Below are 21,048 nucleotides of genomic sequence, written 5' to 3'. Positions count from 1 at the left end.
GGATGACCGCACAGACCCACCGCGAGCGGAGCGGTCCGGCAGCAGACCCGGCCGACCCGGCCGCCGATGCCCCCAGCCGGCTGATCGGGATCGCCTACCGGCTGGAGAACGGCCTGCGGGACCAACTGGCCCGGGTGGCCCGACGCCGGGGCTGGCACCCGGCGGCGCTGACCTTCCCCGGCTACGGCGCCAGCGGCCGCGCCCGGGTGCTGGGCCGGGTGCTGCTGGCGCCGGTCGGCACCGACCCGGGGGCCCGGCGGGACATCCCGGGCTGGCGGCGGTTCCTCACCCTCGAGGAGCCCGGTGGTGAGGTGGAGGTCGCACTGGGCGACGTGCGGCAGACCGCCCGGTCCGACGCGGCCGGGCTCGTCGACGTCACCCTGGACGTGGTCCTCCCGCCCGGACCGGCGCAGGTGGAGCTGCGCGTGCCCGGGCGCGAGCCCGCTCGGGCGACCGTGCACGTCGCCGCGCCGGACGCCCGCCGCGGGGTGGTCTGCGACGTCGACGACACCATCTGGGTGACCGGGCTGCGGCACCCGCTCCGGGCCGCCTGGCGGACCTTCGCCCGGTCCAGCAGCGGGCGCACCGTGGTGCCGGGCATGGCCCTGTTGCTCACCCGGCTGGTGCAGGAGCACCCGCACGCCCCCGTGGTCTACCTCAGCAACGGCCCGTGGAACCTGGCCGGGCCGGTGGCCCGCTTCCTGGACCGGAACCGGTTCCCGGCGGGGGCCCTGCTGATGACCGACTGGGGCATCACGCCCCGCGCCTGGTTCCGGGACGGCCGGGTTCACAAGCGGAGCTCGCTGGAGCGGCTGTCCACCGACCTGCCCGGGATCCGTTGGGTGCTCGTGGGGGACGACGGCGAGCACGACCCGGAGATCTACCAGGACTTCGCCCGCCAGCACCCGGACCGGGTGGAGGCGATCGCGCTGCGGCAGGTCCTGCCGGTCGGGGGTGAGCAGGACGGCGGTGGGCCGAGCGGTGCCGTCGGCGCGGTCCCGGTCGTCCGGGCTCCGGACGGCGCCGAGCTGGCCGCCCGCCTGGACACCACGCTCGACCTGCCGCCTGCGGCGCCGGCCGGTCCGGAGGCGTGGTTCCTCACCGCCGCCGAGCGCGGCAACGCCGCCACCCGGCTGCGGCCGTGGACGGAGGGCAACCGGGTGCGGCCGATCGTGCACGGCCGCGCCTACTTCCCCGCCCTGGCCGACGCGCTCGCCGGCGCCGGGCGCGGCGACGTGGTCTTCCTCGCCGGCTGGCGCGGCGACACCGACGAGCTCCTCACTGACGACGGGCTCACGGTGGGGAAGGCGCTGTCCGACGCCGTCCGCCGCGGCGCCCTGGTCAAGGGGCTGATCTGGCGGTCGCACGTGGAGGCGCTGAGCTACTCCGCGGAGGAGAACCGGGGCCTGTCCCGGGACGTCAACGAGACCGGCGGGGAGGTGCTGCTCGACCAGCGGGTCCGGCCGATGGGCAGCCACCACCAGAAGTTCGTCGTCGTCCGGCACCGCGACCGTCCGGCCGACGACGTCGCGTTCGTCGGTGGGATCGACGTGGCGCACAGCCGCCGGGACGACGCGGCCCACGGGGGCGATCCACAGCCCCGGCCCTTCGCCGAGGCCTACGGCGACACCCCGGCGTGGCACGACGTGCAGGCCGAGCTGCGCGGGCCGGTCGTGCGCGAGGTCGAGACGGTGTTCCGGGAGCGGTGGGAGGACCCGGCGGCGCTGTCCCGGATGCCGTGGCACGTGCTGCCGGACCTGCTCCGCGGGCAGGACCGGACGCCGTCGTCCCTGCCCGAGGCGCTGCCGGCGCCGCCGGGTGAGGGGTCGTGCGCGGTCCAGCTGCTGCGCACCTACCCCAACCGCTGGCCCGGGTACCCGTTCGCCCCGGAGGGCGAGCGGAGCGTGGCCCGCGGGTACGCCAAGGCGCTGGCCCGGGCCGAGCGCCTGGTCTACGTGGAGGACCAGTACATGTGGTCCACCGACGTCGCCCGGGTGTTCGCCGAGGCGCTGCGCGCCCGGCCCCGGCTGCACCTGGTGGTCGTCGTGCCCCGGCACCCGGACAAGAGCAGCCCGGTCAGCATCCTGCCGGCGGCCGTCGGGCAGGACCGGGCCCTGGACATGGTCCGAGCCGCCGGTGGGGACCGGGTGCAGGTCTTCGACGTGGAGAACGCGCGGGGCAACCCGGTCTACGTGCACGCCAAGGTCTGCGTGGTCGACGACGTGTGGGCCACGGTCGGCAGCGACAACTTCAACCGCCGGTCCTGGACCCACGACTCGGAGCTGACCGCGGCCGTGCTCGACAGCGAGCGGGACCCTCGGGAACCGACCGACCCGGGCGGGCACGGGGACGGAGCCCGCCGCTTCGCCCGGGAACTGCGGCTGGAGCTGATGCGCGAACACCTCGGCCGGGCCGACGCCGACGGTGAGCTGCTGGACCCGGAGCGGGCGGTGGCGGTGTTCCGGGAGTGCGCCGCCGCCCTGGACGCCTGGCACGCCGGCGGGCGTCACGGACCCCGGCCCCCCGGCCGGCTGCGGGCCCACCACGTCGAGCGCCCGCCCCTGCGGGAACGCCTGCTGGCCGCGCCCCTCTACCGCTACGTCATCGACCCCGACGGCCGTCCGCCGCTGCTCAAGGCGCGCCGCAGCATGTGAGAGACCTCAGGACGGCGCCGGGGCGTCCTGGCGCGGAGACGAGCCCGACCGGTGGGCCCGCGCGATGCGCCAGACGCCGATGGTCAGCAGCGGCAGCGCGAAGACGGCGATGAAGCCGTAGGCCATCAGCGTGTACCCCCGGGCGACCAGGGCGATGATGCCGACCTGGGACAGCAGTGCACCGGCCAGCACGACCCCTCCGGTGAACAGCGCCGACTGCAGCCGGGTGAGCCGGCGCCGGCCCAGCTCGGCGAGGGTGTCGTCGACCCGGTCCACGATGGCGTGGGTCGAGCCGGTCGCCGTCTCGATCAGGGTGAAGATGACCACCGCGGCGAACACCGCGACCAGCACCGGCCCGCCGACCGACTGCAGCATGACCAGCCAGGGCACCTCGGCGCCGAGCACGTCGTCGTCCGGGTAGAAGGCCAGCAGGCACAGGTAGGTGAGCACGAACGGGATGGTCGACAGCACCCCGGTGACCAGGCCCCCGAGGACGGCGTCCCGGCGGCGCTGCTGGCGGTGCAGCGTGAAGAGCACGGCGGGCATGACCGTCAGGTTGTAGCCCACGTACAGCAGCCCGACCCCGATCGCGGCCAGCGCCGTGGCCCCCTCGCTGTAGGAGGAGGTCCCGCTCATCAGGGTGTCGGTGGTGTCGCCCCAGCGCTGGGTCAGCACGGTGACGGCGAAGGCGAGGTAGGCGACGTAGAGGACGACGGTGCCGACCGACTTGGCCTTCTCGATGAAGGCACCGCCGTAGAAGTTGAACAACGCCACGGCGCCGATGACCAGGACGACGCCGACCCATCCGGGCAGTCCGATGGTCTGCTCGCCGATCGTGCCGGCGGCCGCGGCCATCACCGCGATCACGATGACGACCATGATCAGGAAGAGGACGTCGAAGGCCAGCCAGAACGGCCCGATCAGCGCCTTCATGAACGACCGGTAGTTGTAGACGTGGAAGGTCCGGGCGAACTCGTAGGCGAGCCCGGACATCAGCGCGAAGCCCAGCAGGACGGCGGCGATGCTCCACAGCCCGAGCGCACCGAACCGCGCGCCGTACTGCACGACCTCCCGGCCGGTGGCGTAGCCGCCGCCGATGAGCACCGACTGGAAGACCACGGCGGGCAGGACGTAGCGGCCGTACCTCCCGCCCATCAGCCCAGGGGTGGAGGACGTCTGGTGGGGCGTACCGGCCATGCGGCTCACCTGCTCGACTCGACGCGGTGCGGGACCTGTCTCGTTCCGGTGGGGGGACGACCCTGCCACGCCGGCCCGGCGGAGACCAGGTTTGCCAAGCTCCGATCGCCCGGCCAGGGTGGGGGTCCGCCGCCCGGAGCGATCTGCCGACGAGGAGCGATGCCGATGGCCCGCGACACCGTGGCCGTGACCTGCTGGCCGCAGGAGCTGCGCCTGCGGGACACCTTCACCATCGCCCGCTCCTCGACCGACACGGAGGAGGTCCTCGTCGTCCGGGTCGAGGCCGGCGGCGTGACCGGCCACGGCGAGGGCGCCCCGGTCGCCTACGCGGGCGAGTCGGTGGCCGGCATGGCGGCGGCGGTGCAGGACCACGGCGCGGACCTGCTCGGGCACGACCTGCGGGACCTGGAGGGGATCGCCCGCCGGCTCCGCGCCTGGGACGGCCCGCAGGGCGCGAAGATGGCGCTGGACGGCGCGGCGCACGACTGGGCCGGCCGGCACGCCGGGCTGCCGGTGTGGCGGATGCTCGGCCTGGACGGCGTCCAGCCCCCGACCAGCTTCACGATCGGCATCTCCACCGTCGAGGAGACCGTCGACCGGGTGCGCCGGGCGCCCGGGTTCGAGGTCTACAAGGTCAAGGTCGGCGGCCCGGACGACCTGGCGCGGCTGGCCGCGATCCGGGAGGTCTCCCCGGCGCGGCTGCGGGTCGACGGCAACGAGGGCTGGACGCTGGACGGCGTCCGTGAACTGCTGCCGCAGCTGCGGCAGCTGGGCGTGGAGATGATCGAGCAGCCCTTCTCGCGCGCCGACCTGGACGCCTACGCCCGCTATCGCGAGCTCCCCGACCGGCTGCCGGTCTTCCTCGACGAGAGCTGCACCGATCTCGGCTCGGTCGCCCCGGCGGCGGGCCTCGCGGACGGCATCGTCGTGAAGCTGGCCAAGTGCGGCGGGATCCGGGAGGCCCACCGGATGGTGCACGCCGCGGCGGCGCTGGGGCTGCGGGTCATGCTCGGCTGCATGATCGAGTCCCAGCTCGGCATCGCCCAGGCCGCCCAGCTGGGCCCGCTGGCCGACCTCGTGGACCTGGACGGGCACCTGCTGGTCGCCGACGAGCCGTTCACCGGGCTGGGGTTCTCGGCCGGCCGGGTCGTGCTGCCCGACGCACCCGGGCTGGGCCTCACCCCGGCGGAGACCCGATGAGCACCGACGGAGGCCCGATGAGCAGCGACGGTGATCAGGTCAGCACCGAACGGCTGGCGGTGCTCACCGCCGGCCAGCTCGCCGAGTCCTACGCCAAGACCGCCCACGGGGTGCTCCGCTACGGCCCGCGCGAGGTGGTCTGCGTCGTGGACGAGGTGCACGCCGGGCGCCGTGCGGTCGACGTCGTCCCGTTCTGCGACCACCCGGCCCCCGTCGTCCCCGACGTGGCGGCGGCGGCCGCGCTCGGCGCCACCACCGTGCTGCTGGGGGTCGCCCCGCTGGGCGGCCGGCTGACCCCGGCCTGGCGTGCGGTGCTCGCCGACGCCCTGCGGCTGGGGATGCACGTCGAGGCCGGGCTGCACACCGACCTGCGCACCGACCCCACGCTCGCCGCCCTCGCCGCCGAGCACGGGGCGCAGATCCGCGACCTGCGGGCGGCCCCCGACGACCTGGACGTGCCCGGCAGCGAGCCGGTGGCCGCCCGGGTGGTGCACACCGTGGGCTCGGACTGCGCGATCGGCAAGATGAGCGTCGTCCTGGAGCTGGACCGCGCCGCCCGGGACCGGTCGCTGGCCTCGGTCTTCGTGGCCACCGGCCAGACCGGGGTGGCCATCTCCGGCTGGGGCATCGCGGTGGACTCGGTGGTGTCGGACTACGTGGCCGGCGCCGCCGACCGGCTGGTCCGCGAGGGCGCCACCCGCGGGGACCTGCTCTGGCTGGAGGGGCAGGGCTCGATCTACCACCCCGCCTACTCAGGGGTCACCCTCGGCCTGCTGCACGGTGCGTCGGCCGACGCGCTGGTGCTCTGCCACCGGGCCGGGCGCACCGCGATCGCCGACTACCCGCAGACGGCCCTGCCGCCGCTGGCCGGGATCGTCAGCGGCTACGAGCAGGCGGCCGGCTGGGTGCGGCCGGCACCGGTCGCCGCGATCGCGCTGAACACCGCCGGGCTCTCCGACGACGACGCACGGGCCGCGGTGGCCGCCGCGGAGGCGGAGACCGGCCTGGTCGCCGACGACGTGGTCCGCTTCGGCCCGGACCGGGTGCTGGACGCGGTGCTGGCCGCGCTCGGCTGACGCCCACGGCGTGGGCGCGTCACCTCGCCGGGCGGCTCACTGGTCGATGGTCACGTCGTTCCACGGGAGCATCGGCTCCGCCCACGGGAAGACGACGAGCAGCAGCAACGCGCAGACGGCGAGCACCAGGAACAGGGAGAGCAGCGCCTTGCTCGTCCGCCCACCCGGGAGGCTGCGCCAGATCCAGCCGTACATCAGGAGTCCTCTCCGCCCTCGAGCAGCGCCGGCGGGCCGTCGGGCGCATCGACCTTGGCGACCGGGGCGCCGTCCAGGCCGGCGTGCACGATCAGGCGCTGCCGCGCGGAGTACTTCGGGTGGCAGGTGGTCAGGGTCAGGTACGTCCCCGACGGCGCCACACCGGCAGCGCCCGGCGTCGGGGCGATGACGTCGACGTCGGACGGCCGGACGATCTGCTGGCCGGGGATCCCGCTGGGGTCGGTGGTGAAGTCGCCGGTGGCCGGGTCGCCGAGCACCCGGTACACGAACCACGCGTCCGCGGTCTCCATCACGATCGGGTCCCCCGGCCGGAGCTGGTCCAGGTCCATGAACGGGGATCCCTTGCCCACCCGGTGCCCGGCCACGGCCAGGTTGCCGGGCTGCCCGGGCATCGCCGTCCCGGCGTAGTGCCCCGGTCCCTGCGACAGCTGGGCCTCGTCGGTCCCCTGCAGGACGACCTGCTGGTAGTCCTCGCCCAGCCGCGGGATGCGCAGCACCGCCAGCGGCTCGCCGGCCGCCGGCTCGACGAGCACCGGGAGCACGGCCGTGGGCTCCGGGGCGTCTGCCCAGACGTCGCGGATCTCCTCGGTCAGCTGGTCCTGCCGGCGGTCGTTGAGCAGATCGGTGACGTAGACCTCGTAGACGACGAACAGCAGCAGGACCAGCCCCACGGTCACCATCAGCTCGCCGGCCCCGCGGGTCAGCACCAGCCAGACCGGCTCCCGCACCTTCTGCGGAGTCGACCCGTGCTCGTGCTCCTCCAGGGCCTCGTCCTCGGGCTCGTCCCCGGTGGAGGGCTCCGAGTCGAACAGCCACTCCGGCGTCCTCCGGGGCTCGGCCACGGCGATCCGCGCCCCAGCGGCGACCGTGCCCCCGGCCGGCGGCACCGGGACCAGGTCCGGGATCCGCTGCCAGCGCTGGGTGTCCTCGATGTCGTTCTCGCGGCGCCACTCCGGGTCGGCCATGAACTCCCCCGGTTCGCTCGGCTGCACCTTGCTCTCCGGGAGGCTAGGTGCCCGGCGGGGGTTCTCCGCGCACGACGCGGTCGGTGTGACGGATGGGCACTGGTGAGGCGCGCCGCCGCTCCTGGACGGCGCGGCCGCACGGATCGACTCGGATCGTCGTCCGGGTCCTCGGTCACACCGGGCGGACGACGCCCACCACGTGCTCGACGCCGCTCTTCTCGCCGCGGACGGCCCAGTCCCAGCCGCCGTCCACGGGCGAGGTGGCGAGGGCGACGGTCGAGGGCAGGAACAGCGGCTTGCGGAAGCCGACGTCCACGCTCACCGCGTCCGGCAACCGCCCGGACAGCGCTGCCAGGCCCCGGGCCTTCACCCACATCCCGTGCGCGATCGCCCGCTTGAAGCCGAACGCCTTGGCGGTCAGCCCGGAGAGGTGGATCGGGTTCACGTCGCCGGAGACCTTCGCGTACCGCCGTCCGGCGTCGTCGGGCACCCGCCAGCGGGCGCTGACCCGCTCGACCTCGCCCACCGGGACCTCGACGTCGGCCTCCGGCGCACCCTCCGGCGCACTCGCCCCGCGGGCCAGGTAGGTCGACCGGCCACGCCACACCTCGTCGCCGCCGCTGCGCACCGACGCCACCAGGTCGACGGTCGCCCCGCTGCGGTGCGTGGCGAACCGCTCGGCCCACACCTCGACGTCCAGCGCAGAGCCGGTGCCGATCGGCGCGAGCTGCTCGATCCGGTTGCGCACGTGCACCAGACCGGGCAGTGCGAGCGGGAACGCCCGGTCGGTCATCAGCGCCACCTGCAGCGGGAAGGCGAGCAGGTGCGGGTAGGTCACCGGCAGGCTGTCGGCGAGCGGGAACCGGCAGACCCGGGCGTAGTCCGCCAGGTGCGCCGGATCGACCTCGACGCCGACCCGGGCCAGCCGGGTGTCGGGCAGGTCGCCGCCCCGGCCACGCGCGGTGAGCGCGGCCCGGGCGAACAGGGCCGGCATCGCCGGCGGGGCGTCGAGCACGGTGCGCGTCACGTCAGGCCCCCAGCAGCGACTGGCCGCAGACCCGGACGACCTGGCCGTTGACCCCGGCGCTGCCCGGCTGGGCCAGCCAGGCGATCGTCTCGGCGACGTCGACCGGCAGGCCCCCCTGCTGCAGCGAGTTGAGCCGGGAGCCGACCTCGCGGGTGCCCAGCGGCATCGTCGCGGTCATCTCGGTGACGATGAACCCCGGCGCGACGGCGTTGATCGTGGCCCCGCGCTCGGCGAACTCCGGCGCCCAGCTGCGCACCATGCCGATGACCCCGGCCTTGGAGGCCGCGTAGTTGGTCTGCCCGCGGTTGCCGGCGATGCCGGACTGCGAGCTCACGCTGACCACCCGGGCCCCCGGCTTCAGCGCCCCCTCGGTGTCCAGCAGCGCCTGGGTGATGTCCAGCTGCGCCTGCAGGTTCACCGCCATCACCGAGTTCCACCGGGCGGCGTCCATGTTGACCAGCAGCTTGTCCCGGGTGATGCCGGCGTTGTGGACGACGACGTCCACCCCGCCGTGCCGGGCCACCAGCTGGGCGGCCAGCCGCGGGCCGGCGTCGGCGCCGGTGATGTCCAGCGCCACCGCCGTCCCGCCGACCTCGTTGGCGACCTCGGCCAGCTGCTCCCCGGCCGCCGGCACGTCGACGGCGACGACGTGGGCGCCGTCCCGGGCCAGCACCCGGGCGATGGCCGCACCGATCCCGCGCGCGGCCCCGGTCACCACGGCGACCTTGCCCGCCAGCGGCCGGTCGACGTCCTCGCCGGTGGGCAGGTCGGCGGTCGTGACGGCGAGCACCTGGCCGTCGACGTAGGCCGACCGGCCGGAGAGGAAGAACCGCAGCGGACTGGCCAGCGAGGCCTCCGCGCCCAGGGGCACGTGCACCAGGTTCGCCGTCGAGCCGCTGCGCAGCTCCTTGGCCAGCGAGCGGACCAGCCCCTCCAGCGCCTGCCGGGCGGCCGCCTGGGCCGGGGACGACGTCTCCGCCGGCGGGTCGGCCAGCACCAGCACCCGGCCCGACGGCCGCAACCGCTTGAGCGCGGGGGCGAGGAAGTCGTGGGCCGCGGCCAGGTCGGCCGGACCGGTCAGCCCGGTGGCGTCGAGCAGGACCGCTGCCAGCCGCTCCCCGTCGGTCGAGCCGTCGGCGGCGACCGGGGACACGACGGTCACCCCGGCGTCGCGCAGCAGTCCGGTGACCTCCTCCCGCAGCCGGCCCTCGCCGGCCGACCCGACCACCGCCGGGCCCGGGAGCAGCGGCTGCCCGGGCTCGTACCGGCGCAGCTCCGCCGGGCGGGGCAGGCCCAGCTGCTTGGTGATGGTCGTGCCGAGGCCGGAGTTGGCGAAGTCGCGGTACCAGTCGCTCATGGGTTTCTCCTCAGGGACGTGCACTCGCAGGGGGCGGGGATCAGGACTCGAGGATGGCGACGACGCCCTGGCCACCGGCGGCGCAGATGGAGATCAGGCCGCGCTTGCCGGGTCCTGCCTCGTGCAGCGTCTTGGCCAGCGTCGCGACGATCCGGCCACCGGTTGCGGCGAAGGGGTGCCCGGCGGCCAGCGACGAGCCGTGCACGTTGAGCTTGGCCCGGTCGATCGAGCCCAGCGGCGCGTCCAGCCCGAGCTTCTCCTTGCAGTACTCGGGGCTCTCCCAGGCCTTCAGCGTCGCGAGCACCGTGGAGGCGAACGCCTCGTGGACCTCGTAGAAGTCGAAGTCCTGCAGGGTCAGCCCGTTGCGGGCCAGCAGCACCGGCACCGCGTAGGCCGGGGCCATCAGCAGCCCCTCGCCGCCGTGCACGTAGTCGACGGCGGCGGTCTGCGCGTCGACCAGGTGGGCCAGCACCGGCAGGTCGTGCTCGGCGGCCCACTCGTCGGAGGCGAGCAGGACGGCGGAGGCACCGTCGGTCAGCGGGGTGGAGTTGCCCGCCGTCATCGTGGCGCCCTCGCCCTGCCCGAACACCGGCTTCAGCTTCGCCAGCTTCTCCACCGAGGTGTCCGGGCGCAGGTTCTGGTCGCGGGTGAGGCCGAGGAACGGCGTCACCAGGTCGTCGAAGAAACCACGGTCGTAGGCCGCGGCGAGGTTGTGGTGCGAGCGGACGGTGAGCTCGTCCTGCTCCTCCCGGCCGATCTCCCACTCCGCGGCGGTGATGGCTGCGTGGTCGCCCATCGCCAGGCCGGTGCGCGGCTCGGCGTTGCGGGGGACCTCGGGGACCAGCTGCCCGGGCCGGATCCCCGCCAGCGCCGAGAGCCGCTGCTGCAGCGTCTTCGCGTTGTTGACCGCCAGCAGCACCCGCCGCATGTCCTCGTTCAGCGCCATCGGCGCGTCGGAGGTGGTGTCGACGCCCCCGGCGATGCCGGACTCGAGCTGCCCCAGGGCGATCTTGTTGGCGACCAGGACGGCCGCCTCCAGGCCGGTGCCGCAGGCCTGCTGGACGTCGTAGGCCGGCGTCGCGGCCGACAGCCGGGAGCCCAGCACGCTCTCCCGGGTGAGGTTGAAGTCGCGGGCGTGCTTCAGGACGGCGCCGGCGGCCACCTCACCCACCTGCTGACCCTGCAGCCCGAAACGGGCGACGAGCCCGTCGAGGGTGGCGGTGAGCATGTCCTGGTTGCTCGCCCGGGCGTAGGCGCCGTTGGAGCGGGCGAACGGGATGCGGTTGCCGCCGACGATCGCGGCCTTCCGAGTCTGCGGTGCCATGGGGACCTCCAGGAACACCCGAGGGGCCAAAGTCGCGACTTTGGCCCCTCGGGGGCAGTCGATGCGGGACAGACTGAACGGTACCGAGAGTATCAGGTACCGTCGGTGTCGTGAACATGGAGACGGCGGCCGGCCGGCGGGATCGGCGGGACTCCCGCTGGGACGAGCACCGCCGCGCGCGCCGCGAGCAGCTGGTCGACGCCACGCTCGCCGCGGTCGGCAAGCACGGCGCCGGCGTGGGCATGGAGGAGATCGCGGCCGAGGCCGGCACCAGCAAGACCGTCGTCTACCGGCACTTCGCCGACCGCAGCGAGCTCTACGTCGCCGTCTGTGCACGGGTGGCGGCCCAGCTCACCCGCAAGCTGCGCGAGGCGATGGGCAGCAGCGACCACCCGCGGCAGATGGTGACCGCCGCCGTGGAGACCTACCTGGCCTTCATCGAGGCCGACCCGGAGGTCTACCGGTTCGTGGTCGGGCAGGCGCTCGTCGACCACCCGGTCGACGCCGACCCGATCAGCAGCCTGTCCGACCTGGTCGGCGACGAGGTGGGTGCGCTGGTCGGCGCAGCGCTGACCAGCGCGGGACGGGACACCGCCGCGGCCGCCCCCTGGGGGCACGGCGTGATCGGCCTGGTCCGGGCCGCCGCCGACTGGTGGTTGCGCGCGGACCGCCCCATGCCCCGCGCCGAGCTGGCGACCCACCTCACCGACCTGGCCTGGCTGGGCCTGCGTGGCGTCGTCACCCCGGAGCCCTCAACCCAGACCCCCGCGAGTCCGATGGAGGAATCATGACCAGCACCCCCACCCCCCTGACGCCGGTCGACGCCGCACGGCTCACCGAGGTCCTCGACGGCCGCTGGGCCCAGGTCCGCCGGGACAGCCGCGAGCAGCTCGGCGATGCCCGGTACGCCCCCGTGTACGGCGAGTCGATGACCGAGGCGCGGGAACGGATCACCGCGCTGGCGGCGGAGCTGGCCACCACCGGCCGGGTCTCCCTCGGCTTCCCCGTCGAGTACGGCGGCGCGGACGACGCCGGCGGCTCGGTCACCGCCATCGAGATGCTCGCCCAGGCCGACCTGTCGCTGATGGTCAAGGCCGGCGTGCAGTGGGGGCTGTTCGGCGGTGCGGTGCAGGCGCTGGGCACCAAGCGCCAGCACGACCGGTACCTGCCCGACATCATGAGCTTCGCACTGCCCGGCTGCTTCGCGATGACCGAGACCGGCCACGGCTCCGACGTCCAGCAGCTGCGCACCACCTGCACCTACGACCCGGCCACGCAGACCTTCGACCTGCACACCCCGCACGAGGCCGCCCGCAAGGACTACATCGGCAACGCCGCGAAGGACGGCCGGATGGCCGTCGTCTTCGCCCAGCTGGTCACCCAGGGCGAGGGACAGGCACCTGAGGGGAAGGGCGTGCACGCGTTCCTCGTCCCGATCCGGGACGCCGACGGTGCCCCGGTGCCCGGCGTGACGATCGGCGACGACGGCCCCAAGGCCGGGCTGCTCGGGGTGGACAACGGGCGGCTGACCTTCGACCACGTCACCGTGCCGCGCGACATGCTGCTCGACCGCTACGGCCAGGTGGCCGCCGACGGGACCTACACCAGCTCGATCGAGAACGAGACCCGGCGCTTCTTCACCATGCTCGGCACCCTGGTGCGCGGGCGGGTCAGCGTCGGCGGCTCGGCCGGGTCAGCGACGAAGGTGGCCCTGGAGATCGCCGTCCGCTACGGCGACACCCGGCGCCAGTTCTCCGCCCCCGGCGAGGACCGGGAGGTCGTGATCAACGACTACCTGGTGCACCAGCGCAAGCTGCTGCCGGCGCTGGCGAAGACCTACGCCCTGAGCTTCGCGCAGGAGGAGCTGACCGCCACCATGCACGACGTGCTGGGGAGCGAGGACGTCGACGAGGCCGCGCAGCGCGAGCTGGAGTCCCGGGCGGCCGGGCTGAAGGCCGTGACCACCTGGCACGCCACCCGGACCATCCAGCTGTGCCGCGAGGCCTGCGGCGGGGCTGGCTACCTGGCGGAGAACCGGCTGCCCACGCTCAAGGCCGACACCGACGTCTTCACCACCTTCGAGGGCGACAACACCGTGCTGATGCAGCTGGTCGCCAAGGGCCTGCTCACCGGCTACCGGGACGCGTTCGGCTCACTGGACGGCTGGGGCCGGGCCGCGTTCGTCGCCGAGCAGGTGCGCGAGACGGTGCTGGAGCGGACGGCGGCCCGCGGGCTGATCCAGCGACTGGTCGACGCCGTGCCCGGCCGGGACGAGGACGTCTCGATGCTGGACCGAGGTTGGCAGCTGGCCGCGTTCGAGGACCGCGAGAAGCACGTCCTGGAGAGCGCGATCCGGCGGCTGCGCGGCGGCGCCGCGGCCAAGAAGGACCGGCCGTTCGAGATCTTCAACGACGTGCAGGACCACGTGCTCGCCGCGGCCGAGGCGCACATCGACCGGGTGGTGCTGGAGGCCTTCGTCGCCGGCATCGAGCGCACTCCCGACCCGGCCGCGAAGGCGCTGCTGGCCCGGGTCTGCGACCTCTACGCGCTGAGCACCATCGAGGCCGACAAGGGCTGGTTCCTCGAGCACGGCCGGCTCACCCCTACCCGGGCCAAGGCCCTCACCGGGGTGGTCAACGACCTGCTCAAGGAGCTGCGGCCGCACATGCGCACCCTGGTCGACGCCTTCGCCGTCCCCGAGGCCTGGCTCAACTGCGCGATCGTGGCCGAGGAGCCCGGCCGGCAGGAGACGATGGCCGCGCACGACGCCGCGCTGCGCGCCGGTGGGGCCCAGCCCCAGCAGGACGCCACCGCGACCGACCTGGAGATGGCCCCCGCCCAGTAAGAGGACCCTCGATGGCCATCTCGGTGGTCCCTGCGGCCGTCAGGCGGGGCCGGCCGCCGCCGGGTCGGCGTCCGGGGCCGGCTCGATCCCCGGTGGGACGCGCTGCGGGCCGGCCTCGGCCGGCCGCGGCGCGTCCTGCGGGTGCAGCCGGACCGCCAGCAGCGCGACGTCGTCCTCGGTGTCGGGCAGGTACATCCGCTGCAGCAGCCGGTCGCACAGCTGCTGCAGCGGCAGCTCGGTGAGCCCGGCCAGCACCCGGCAGAGCTCCGCGACCCCGGCGTCCAGGTCCCGGTCGCGCCGCTCCACCAGGCCGTCGGTGTAGAGCAGCAGGGTGCCACCGCGGCCGATGACCGCGACCCGGTCGCTGCGCACGGTGTCCGGGTCGACCCCGAGCAGCAGGTCCGGGTCGCCGCCGTCCAGGACGGTCACCTCCCCGTCCGCGCTCAGCAGCACCGGCGGCGGGTGCCCGGCGGTCGCCCAGCGGACGCGGGTCTGGGCAGCCGACAGCTCCGGGGAGTCCTCCTCCAGCCGGGCGATCAGCGCGGTGGCCATCACGTCGAGGTCCAGCCCGGAGCTCGCCCGGTCGAGGCCGGCGAGCACCTCCGCCGGGGTGCCGCCGGTGTGGTGCCCGATGCCGCGCAGCAGCCCGCGCAGCTGGCCCATCGCCGCCGCCGCCCGGCTGTCGTGCCCGACGACGTCCCCGATCACCAGCATGGTCGCCCCGTCGGGCTGGACGAAGGCGTCGTACCAGTCGCCGCCGACCTCGGCCCCGGCCGCGGCCGGCACGTACCGGACGGCGATCTGGCAGTGGTCCGGTGCGGGCGGCGCGGTCAGCATGCTGCGCTGCAGGGTCTCGGCCAGCTGCCGCTGCTGACCGAACAGCCGGGCCTGCTGCAGCGCCACCCCGGCCCGCCGCCCGAGCTCCAGGGCGGTGTCCAGCTCGACGTCGGTGTGCCGGCCCCGCTCGGCGCTCACGTACAGGCCCAGCGCCCCGAGGGTGCGCCCGCGGCTGACCAGCGGCACGACGATGCCGGAGTCGGGGTGCAGCCGGGCCAGCTGCTCGCGGGCCACGGGGTCCGGCAGCGCCCGCGCGACGTAGGCGGCGTCCAGGCCGGGCACCCGCAGCGGCCGTCCGGTGCGGGTGACCACCCGGGCGGCGGCGTGCTCGGTCATCCCGCCGACCATCCCGCGCACGTAGTCGGCCAGCTCTGCCGACCTGGAGCGGTCGCGGTGCGCCGAGGCCAGCTGGCGCATCCGGCCGTGCTCGTCGGTGACGACGACCCAGCACCAGTCGCCGAGCGCAGGCACCACCAGCTCGGCCAGCCGGCCCAGCTGCTCGGTGATCTCCAGGGTCCCGGAGAGCACCCGGCCGACCTCGGCCAGCAGCTCCAGCCGGACGTTGGCCGCGGCCATCTCGGCCAGTGCGGCGTCCCGCTGGGCGTCCGCGTGCAGCCGGGAGACGCTCAGCCCGATCTGGGCGGTGAGCGCATGGAGCAGCTCGAGGTCCTCGGGGGTGAAGGCGTGGTCCTCGGCCCACACCGCGGTGAAGCTCCCCAGCAGCCGGCCCTCCAGCCGCACCGGCAGCGCGGCGAGGGCCCGGACCCCGACCAGGTCACCGACGTGGGCCATCCGCGGGAAACGGGCCACCGCCGCCGCCCGGTCGCCCAGCAGCACCAGCTCCCCGTGCCGGGCCACGTACTGGGTGGGGAGCTCGTCGTCCAGCGGGAGCTCCACGCCCTCGTCGGACAGGACGGCGTCGGTGCGCGACTCGACGGCGTCGACGAGGCGGCGGGTCATGTGCAGCCGCAGCGGGCCGCGGCCGGCGGCGAAGACGGCCAGCGCACTGGCGTCGGCGCCGAGCACGGCCGCGCCACGCAGGGCCGCCTCGGCCAGCTCCGACATCCGGTCGGCGTTGGCCAGCTCGGCAGCGACCTCGGCGATCACCGCGGCGCGCTGGACCGCGGCCAGCCGCAGCTGCGCCTGCTGCCGCGTCTCGGTGACGTCGACGGTGGTGCCGATCAGGCGCACCGGCGCACCCGACTGGTCCCGGCCCACCCGGCCCCGGGAGACCGTCCAGCGCACCTCGCCATCGGTCCGCAGCACCCGCATCTCGACGACGAACTCACCCGTGCCGGTGAGGGCCACGTCCATCGCCTGCTGCAGGGCGCCGTGGTCGCCGGGGTGGACCCGCTGCGCCATCTCCTCGTCGCCGTAGAGCACGAACGGGCCCGGGAGCCCGAAGATCGCGGCGTTGCGCTCGTCCCAGGTGGTGACCCCGGTGCGCAGGTCGCGCTCCCAGCTGCCGACCTCGCTGGCCTCCAGCGTCAGCTCCAGCCGGCCCAGCGAGGAGCGCACCGCGATCGAGGCGGCGACCAGCTCCAGCTCGGTGACGACGGTGGCGGCCACCTCCCCGGCGAGGACGACGTCGTCCTCGCTCCAGGACCGGGGCTCCGGGCAGAGCAGGGTCAGCGCACCCACCACGTCGCCGGCGGCGAGCACCAGCGGCACGGACAGGCAGCTGCGGACCTCGCCGGAGGCCACCGCCGGCTGTCCGGCGACCCGCGGGTCGGTGGCGGCATCGGGCACCACCAGCGGTGCCCGCAGGCGTGCGGCGACGCTGCCGGGCACCTGGTCCAGCGGGGTGGCCGAGCCCAGCGCCGTCGGCCGGCCGCAGCCACCGACCCGCACCGCGACGTCGGTGAGCAGCACGACCTGCACCGTCGGGACGGCCAGCAGCCGGCTGGCCAGGTGGGCCAGCCGGTCGAACGGCGCACTCCCGGGCAGCTCGGCGACCAGCCGTCGGGCCACCGCGACCCGGGCCGGGTCGGCCAGCGGGTCCGGTTCGGCAGGCGTGCTCGGTGCGGGCACGACTGGCAACCTCCCCCTGCTGGCGCCGGCCAGGCCGGACACGGGTGCCGGCGGCCGCCGGCACGCCCTGCTCGTGGCGGGCTGCACCATGCTGGCACGTCCGGCAGCTCAGGCCCGGCACCGGCGGCCGGAGCGGTGTCCCCCGCGGGCGGCCTCAAGCAGGTCGGCGGTGCAGCCGATCCAGGAGAGGTGACGTCGACCCTCCCGGACCGCTGGGACTGCCGCCCGCTGCTCGCGGGCGAGGAGGACCTGACCGTCGTCTTCCAGCCGATCGTCGACCTGGCCTCGGCCACGGTCGCCGGGTACGAGGCGCTCGCGCGGTTCCCGGGCACCGCCTCCCCGGACGTGTGGTTCGCCGCTGCCGCCGAAGCCGGCCTGGGCGCCGAGCTGGAGGCGCTCGCCCTGCGGAAGGCCCTGGCTGCCCTGCCGGACCTGCCGCCCACCACCTTCCTGACCGTCAACGTCAGCCCGCACCTGCTGGGCACCGCGCCGGTCGCCGCCGCCCTCGCCCAGCCGGCCACGCTGCGCCGGGTGGTCGTCGAGCTGACCGAGCCCATGCCCACCCCGGACCTCGCGGCACTGCGGGAGCAGACCGCCGCGCTGCGCGGCCGCGGTGCGCTGATCGCCATCGACGACGCCGGCTCCGGTCACGCCGGCCTGCAGCAGCTCGCCGAGGTGCGCCCGCAGCTGGTCAAGCTGGACCGGGCCCTGGTCGCCGGTGCCGACACCGACCCGGTGAAGGCCGCGCTGGCGGAGATGGTGGGCACCTTCGCCAGCCGGATCGACGCCTGGCTGCTCGCCGAGGGCGTGGAGACCGTGGGCGAGCTCGCCGTCTTCGCCCGGCTCGGCGTCCCGCTGGCCCAGGGCTGGCTGTTCGGCCGCCCCACGCCCCACTTCGCCCCGCTGTCCCCCGAGGTGACGCAGCTGGTGCGCACCCACGTGGCCCGCGCCCAGCTGACCGGGAGCGTGGCCAGCCTGCTGCGCCCCCTCCGCCAGCGGGAGGCCTTCGACGGCGACGACGGACCGCCGCCCTACGTCGTGCTGGACCGCGCCGAGGTGCCCACCGAGCTGGTGCTCGCCGACCCTCGGACCGGTGCGCCGTACCGGGCGCCGGTGTCACTGCGCGTGCACCCGTCGGCCGGGGTCACCGAGACCCTGCAGCGCGCGCTCACCCGTCCGCCCGTGCACCGGTTCGACCCGGTGCTGTGCACCGACCGCAGCGGCGCCGTCCTCGGCCTGCTGCGGATCGAGGACCTGGCGTCCGCAGCCGCCACCACCTGAGCCCCCGGGGGCCCTGACCCCGCCCCCGGTGCACCACCCTGGACCGCCGTTCGGCGGACGGGACGCTCCCCCGGCCCCTGCCCGGGGCCGGGGAGCGGCTCACCGGCTGGCGTCGGTGAGGCGCTGCCGCTCCTCGTCGCTGAGCACCAGGTCGAGCATCGGCAGCAGGTCGGCCAGCTGCTCCACCGAGCGGCCGCTGGCGATCGGCGCGGTGACCGAGGGCTGGTCGGCCAGCCAGCGCAGCGCGACCGCGGCACTGGTGACGGTGTGGGCCTCGGCCACCTCGGCCAGTGCGGCCAGCACCCGGTCGCCCTTCTCCCCCACGTACTGCGCGGCGCCCTTGGCCCGCGGCGAGTCGATGGTCTCCCCGGCCCGGTACTTGCCGGTCAGGAAGCCGCGCGCCAGCCCGAAGTAGGGCATCGCCCCCAGGCCGCGGTCGGCCACCACGCCGGCCAGCTCGGCCTCGTAGACCTCGCGCTCCATCAGGTTGTAGTGCGGCTGCAGGGCGACGTAGCCGGTGACGCCCAGCCGGCGGGCGGTGTCCAGCGCTTCGGTCAGCCGCTTCGCCGAGTAGTTCGACGCCGCCGCGTACCGGACCTTGCCGGCCTGCACCAGCTCGTCGAAGGCGGTGAGCGTCTCCTCCAGCGGCGTCGTCTCGTCGTCGTAGTGGGCGTAGTACAGGTCGATGGTGTCGACCTGCAGGTTGCGCAGCGAGCGCTCGGCCGCCGCCCGGATCTCCGGGGCGGAGAGCGGGTGCTCCTTGTCCCCCGGCGACGCCTTGGTGGCCACGACCATCCGGTCGCGCATCCCGCGCTCGGCCATCCAGTTGCCGAGGATCGTCTCGGAGACGCCGTCGCCGTACATCTCGGCGGTGTCGACGAACGGCGACTGGGTGCTGGGGACGGCGTCCAGGAAGCGGTCGAGCAGCGCGAAGGAGGTCGGCTCGTCGGCCGTCCAGCCGAACACGTTGCCACCCAGGCAGAGGTCGCTGACGGTCAGATCGGTCCCGGGGAGCTGAGGCATGAGCCCAACGCTAGGACGACCCCGGGGACCACGCGCGCCGGACCGGACGGGCCCGGGAACGTGACGGTTGTGACCAGCGAGCAGGAAAACCCCGGAAATCCGGGGTCCCCGCTCGCCAACACCCTGGTCGACATGGCAACGTGCCCGCCGTTCCTGGTCGACGACGGGGTCGGCCAGCTCCGCCCACCGGACCCCCGCTGCACACCTGGTGTCCAGCGAGTTGGCACGCTGGAGACTCGGAGGTCCACCTGGACGACGGGGGCAAGCCCCCGGCCCGACCAGGCACGACACCACGACTGCGCCCATCCCGCACCGGGATGGGCTGCTCCACCACCGCGAGAGGAACACCATGAACAAGGCCGAACTCGTCTCCGCCATCTCCAAGCGCGTCGACGTCCCCGCGTCCACCGTCGACTCGGTGATCAACGGGCTCCAGGAGGAGCTCGTCGAGGCCATCACCCGGGGCGACAAGGTCGCCGTGCCCGGTCTGCTGACCGTCGAGCGCTCGCAGCGTTCGGCCCGCACCGGCCGCAACCCGCAGACCGGTGAGTCGATCGAGATCGCCGCCGCGCACACCGCGAAGGTGACCGCCGGCTCCAACCTGAAGAAGGCCGCCGCCGCCGTCCCGGTCTCCTGACGGCGGGCCCTCCCCGAGGGCCGCACCGAGCACCACCCCGGCGCCCCCACTCGCTCCTGACCGCCGTGTCAGGATGCGGGCGGGGGCGCCGCTCATCGGGGAGCGGGCCCGCGACGAGCGGAGTGCCCGCGTGACGGCTGTGCAGACCGACCTGTCCGTGACCACCGACCCGGCCGAGGTCGGGCTGGACGCCGGCCGGCTGCAGCGGCTGGACCGCCGGCTGGCCCGCTACGTCGACGAAGGCCAGCTGCCCGGCTTCCTGGTCACCGTCGCCCGGCACGGCCGGCTGGTGCACGTCGGCCGGCACGGGCAGCGCGACGTCGAGGCCGGCCGCCCGGTCACCGAGGACACCCGGTGGCGGATCTACTCGATGACCAAGCCGGTCACCTCGGTCGCGGCGATGTCGCTGTACGAGGAGGGGGCCTTCGAGCTCACCGACCCGATCAGCCGCTGGCTGCCCGAGTTCGCCGAGACGCGGGTCTGGACCGCCGGCCCGGCGCAGAAGCCGGTGACCGTGCCGCTGATGGAGCCGATCCGGGTCTGGCACCTGCTGACGCACACCTCCGGGCTGACCTACGGCTTCCACCACGCCCACCCGGTCGACGGGCTGTACCGGCTGCGCGGCCACGAGTGGGGCTCTCCGCCCGGGGCGGACTCCGCCGAGGTCGTGCGCCAGTTCGCGGAGATGCCGCTGCTGTTCCAGCCGGGCACCGAGTGGAACTACGGCGTCTCCACCGACGTGCTGGGCCGGCTGGTCGAGGTGATCGCCGGCAAGCCGCTGGACGAGGTGTTCGCCGAGCGGGTGTTCGGGCCGCTGGGCATGACCCAGACCTCCTTCGGGCTCCGCCCGGAGGACGACGTCGACTCCCTGGCCCAGCTCTACGGCCCCGGGGTGACGCTGCTGCCGGCGCCGTTCGCCCAGGCCGCGCTGCGCAAGCCCACCTTCCTCGCCGGCGGGGCCGGGCTGGTCTCCACCGCCGGTGACTACCTGCGGTTCGTGGAGATGCTGCGCCGCGGGGGGTCGGTCGGGGAGGACCCGGACGCCGGCCGGGTGCTGGGTCCGCGCACCGTGGCGCACATGGTGCGCAACCACCTCCCCGGCGGGCTGGACCTGGAGTCCGCCGGCCGGCCGCTCTACGCGGAGACCCCGTTGCGCGGCGTCGGCTTCGGGCTGGGGTTCTCCATGGTGCTGGACCCGGTGCGCTACGGCGGGGTGTCCAGCGTGGGCACCTACAGCTGGGGCGGGGCGGCCTCCACGGAGTTCTACGTCGACCCGGTGGAGGACCTGACGGTCACCTTCTACACGCAGCTGCTGCCCTCGAGCACCCTGCCGGTGCGCAACCACCTCCGCCCCCTGGTCCAGCAGGCCCTCACCTGA

At 74.8% G+C, this 21,048-nt stretch carries 16 protein-coding genes; 8 read left to right on the top strand and 8 right to left on the bottom strand.

Annotated features, from left to right (window positions below; all coding sequences use genetic code 11):
* Positions 1-2: 2 nt before the first annotated feature.
* Complete coding sequence (locus O2W16_RS14055) at positions 3-2,654, top strand: phosphatase domain-containing protein (protein WP_269159435.1); 2,652 nt, start codon at positions 3-5, stop codon at positions 2,652-2,654.
* A gap of 6 nt (positions 2,655-2,660) precedes the next feature.
* On the opposite strand, the gene O2W16_RS14050 is transcribed toward O2W16_RS14055, so the two are convergent.
* Positions 2,661-3,851, bottom strand: a complete 1,191-nt coding sequence (locus tag O2W16_RS14050) for a YkvI family membrane protein (protein WP_269159434.1) — start codon at positions 3,849-3,851, stop codon at positions 2,661-2,663.
* Between the two features lie 165 nt (positions 3,852-4,016).
* Between O2W16_RS14050 and O2W16_RS14045 the strand changes: the two genes are divergently transcribed.
* Positions 4,017-5,051 carry a dipeptide epimerase gene (locus O2W16_RS14045; RefSeq protein WP_269159433.1) on the top strand — a complete coding sequence of 345 codons (1,035 nt, stop codon included), beginning with the start codon at positions 4,017-4,019 and terminating at the stop codon, positions 5,049-5,051.
* Positions 5,048-6,127, top strand: a complete 1,080-nt coding sequence (locus tag O2W16_RS14040; RefSeq protein WP_269159432.1) for a DUF1611 domain-containing protein — start codon at positions 5,048-5,050, stop codon at positions 6,125-6,127. Before O2W16_RS14045 ends, O2W16_RS14040 begins: the two co-directional genes overlap by 4 nt.
* Positions 6,128-6,163: 36 nt before the next feature.
* On the opposite strand, the gene O2W16_RS14035 is transcribed toward O2W16_RS14040, so the two are convergent.
* The 5 genes from O2W16_RS14035 to O2W16_RS14015 all read right to left on the bottom strand — a co-directional run bounded on the left by O2W16_RS14035 (position 6,164) and on the right by O2W16_RS14015 (position 11,016).
* Entirely contained in the window at positions 6,164-6,322 is a 159-nt protein-coding gene (locus tag O2W16_RS14035) for a hypothetical protein (protein ID WP_269159431.1), read from the bottom strand.
* A complete protein-coding gene (locus tag O2W16_RS14030) occupies positions 6,322-7,335 on the bottom strand; it encodes a class E sortase (RefSeq protein WP_269159430.1) in 1,014 nt (337 codons plus the stop codon). The genes O2W16_RS14035 and O2W16_RS14030 overlap by 1 nt, the downstream gene beginning before the upstream one ends.
* A 145-nt stretch (positions 7,336-7,480) precedes the next feature.
* Positions 7,481-8,335 carry a MaoC family dehydratase gene (locus tag O2W16_RS14025; protein ID WP_269159429.1) on the bottom strand — a complete coding sequence of 285 codons (855 nt, stop codon included), beginning with the start codon at positions 8,333-8,335 and terminating at the stop codon, positions 7,481-7,483.
* Position 8,336: 1 nt separating this feature from the next.
* On the bottom strand, positions 8,337-9,692 hold the full coding sequence (locus O2W16_RS14020; protein ID WP_269159428.1) for a 3-oxoacyl-ACP reductase: 1,356 nt from the start codon (positions 9,690-9,692) through the stop codon (positions 8,337-8,339).
* Positions 9,693-9,732: 40 nt separating this feature from the next.
* On the bottom strand, positions 9,733-11,016 hold the full coding sequence (locus tag O2W16_RS14015; protein WP_269159427.1) for an acetyl-CoA C-acetyltransferase: 1,284 nt from the start codon (positions 11,014-11,016) through the stop codon (positions 9,733-9,735).
* Between the two features lie 116 nt (positions 11,017-11,132).
* Between O2W16_RS14015 and O2W16_RS14010 the strand changes: the two genes are divergently transcribed.
* Positions 11,133-11,807 carry a TetR family transcriptional regulator gene (locus O2W16_RS14010; RefSeq protein WP_269159553.1) on the top strand — a complete coding sequence of 225 codons (675 nt, stop codon included), beginning with the start codon at positions 11,133-11,135 and terminating at the stop codon, positions 11,805-11,807.
* Positions 11,804-13,861 (top strand): acyl-CoA dehydrogenase family protein, encoded by a 2,058-nt coding sequence (locus tag O2W16_RS14005; RefSeq protein WP_269159426.1) that lies wholly within the window; start codon positions 11,804-11,806, stop codon positions 13,859-13,861. The genes O2W16_RS14010 and O2W16_RS14005 overlap by 4 nt, the downstream gene beginning before the upstream one ends.
* 39 nt (positions 13,862-13,900) lie before the next feature.
* On the opposite strand, the gene O2W16_RS14000 is transcribed toward O2W16_RS14005, so the two are convergent.
* Positions 13,901-16,729, bottom strand: a complete 2,829-nt coding sequence (locus O2W16_RS14000) for a SpoIIE family protein phosphatase (protein ID WP_269159425.1) — start codon at positions 16,727-16,729, stop codon at positions 13,901-13,903.
* Between the two features lie 189 nt (positions 16,730-16,918).
* Between O2W16_RS14000 and O2W16_RS13995 the strand changes: the two genes are divergently transcribed.
* Positions 16,919-18,010 (top strand): EAL domain-containing protein, encoded by a 1,092-nt coding sequence (locus tag O2W16_RS13995; protein WP_269159424.1) that lies wholly within the window; start codon positions 16,919-16,921, stop codon positions 18,008-18,010.
* A gap of 99 nt (positions 18,011-18,109) precedes the next feature.
* On the opposite strand, the gene O2W16_RS13990 is transcribed toward O2W16_RS13995, so the two are convergent.
* Entirely contained in the window at positions 18,110-19,033 is a 924-nt protein-coding gene (locus O2W16_RS13990) for an aldo/keto reductase (RefSeq protein WP_269159423.1), read from the bottom strand.
* Positions 19,034-19,382: 349 nt separating this feature from the next.
* Between O2W16_RS13990 and O2W16_RS13985 the strand changes: the two genes are divergently transcribed.
* Positions 19,383-19,670: an HU family DNA-binding protein gene (locus O2W16_RS13985; RefSeq protein WP_269159422.1), complete on the top strand. Its 288-nt coding sequence runs from the start codon at positions 19,383-19,385 to the stop codon at positions 19,668-19,670.
* A 130-nt stretch (positions 19,671-19,800) separates the two neighbouring features.
* On the top strand, positions 19,801-21,048 hold the full coding sequence (locus O2W16_RS13980) for a serine hydrolase domain-containing protein (protein WP_269159421.1): 1,248 nt from the start codon (positions 19,801-19,803) through the stop codon (positions 21,046-21,048).

Origin of the sequence: Modestobacter sp. VKM Ac-2984, from assembly GCF_026967985.1 — a bacterium.
Classification (GTDB): Bacteria; Actinomycetota; Actinomycetes; order Mycobacteriales; family Geodermatophilaceae; genus Modestobacter.
This window is presented reverse-complemented; position numbering and strand designations above follow the sequence as displayed.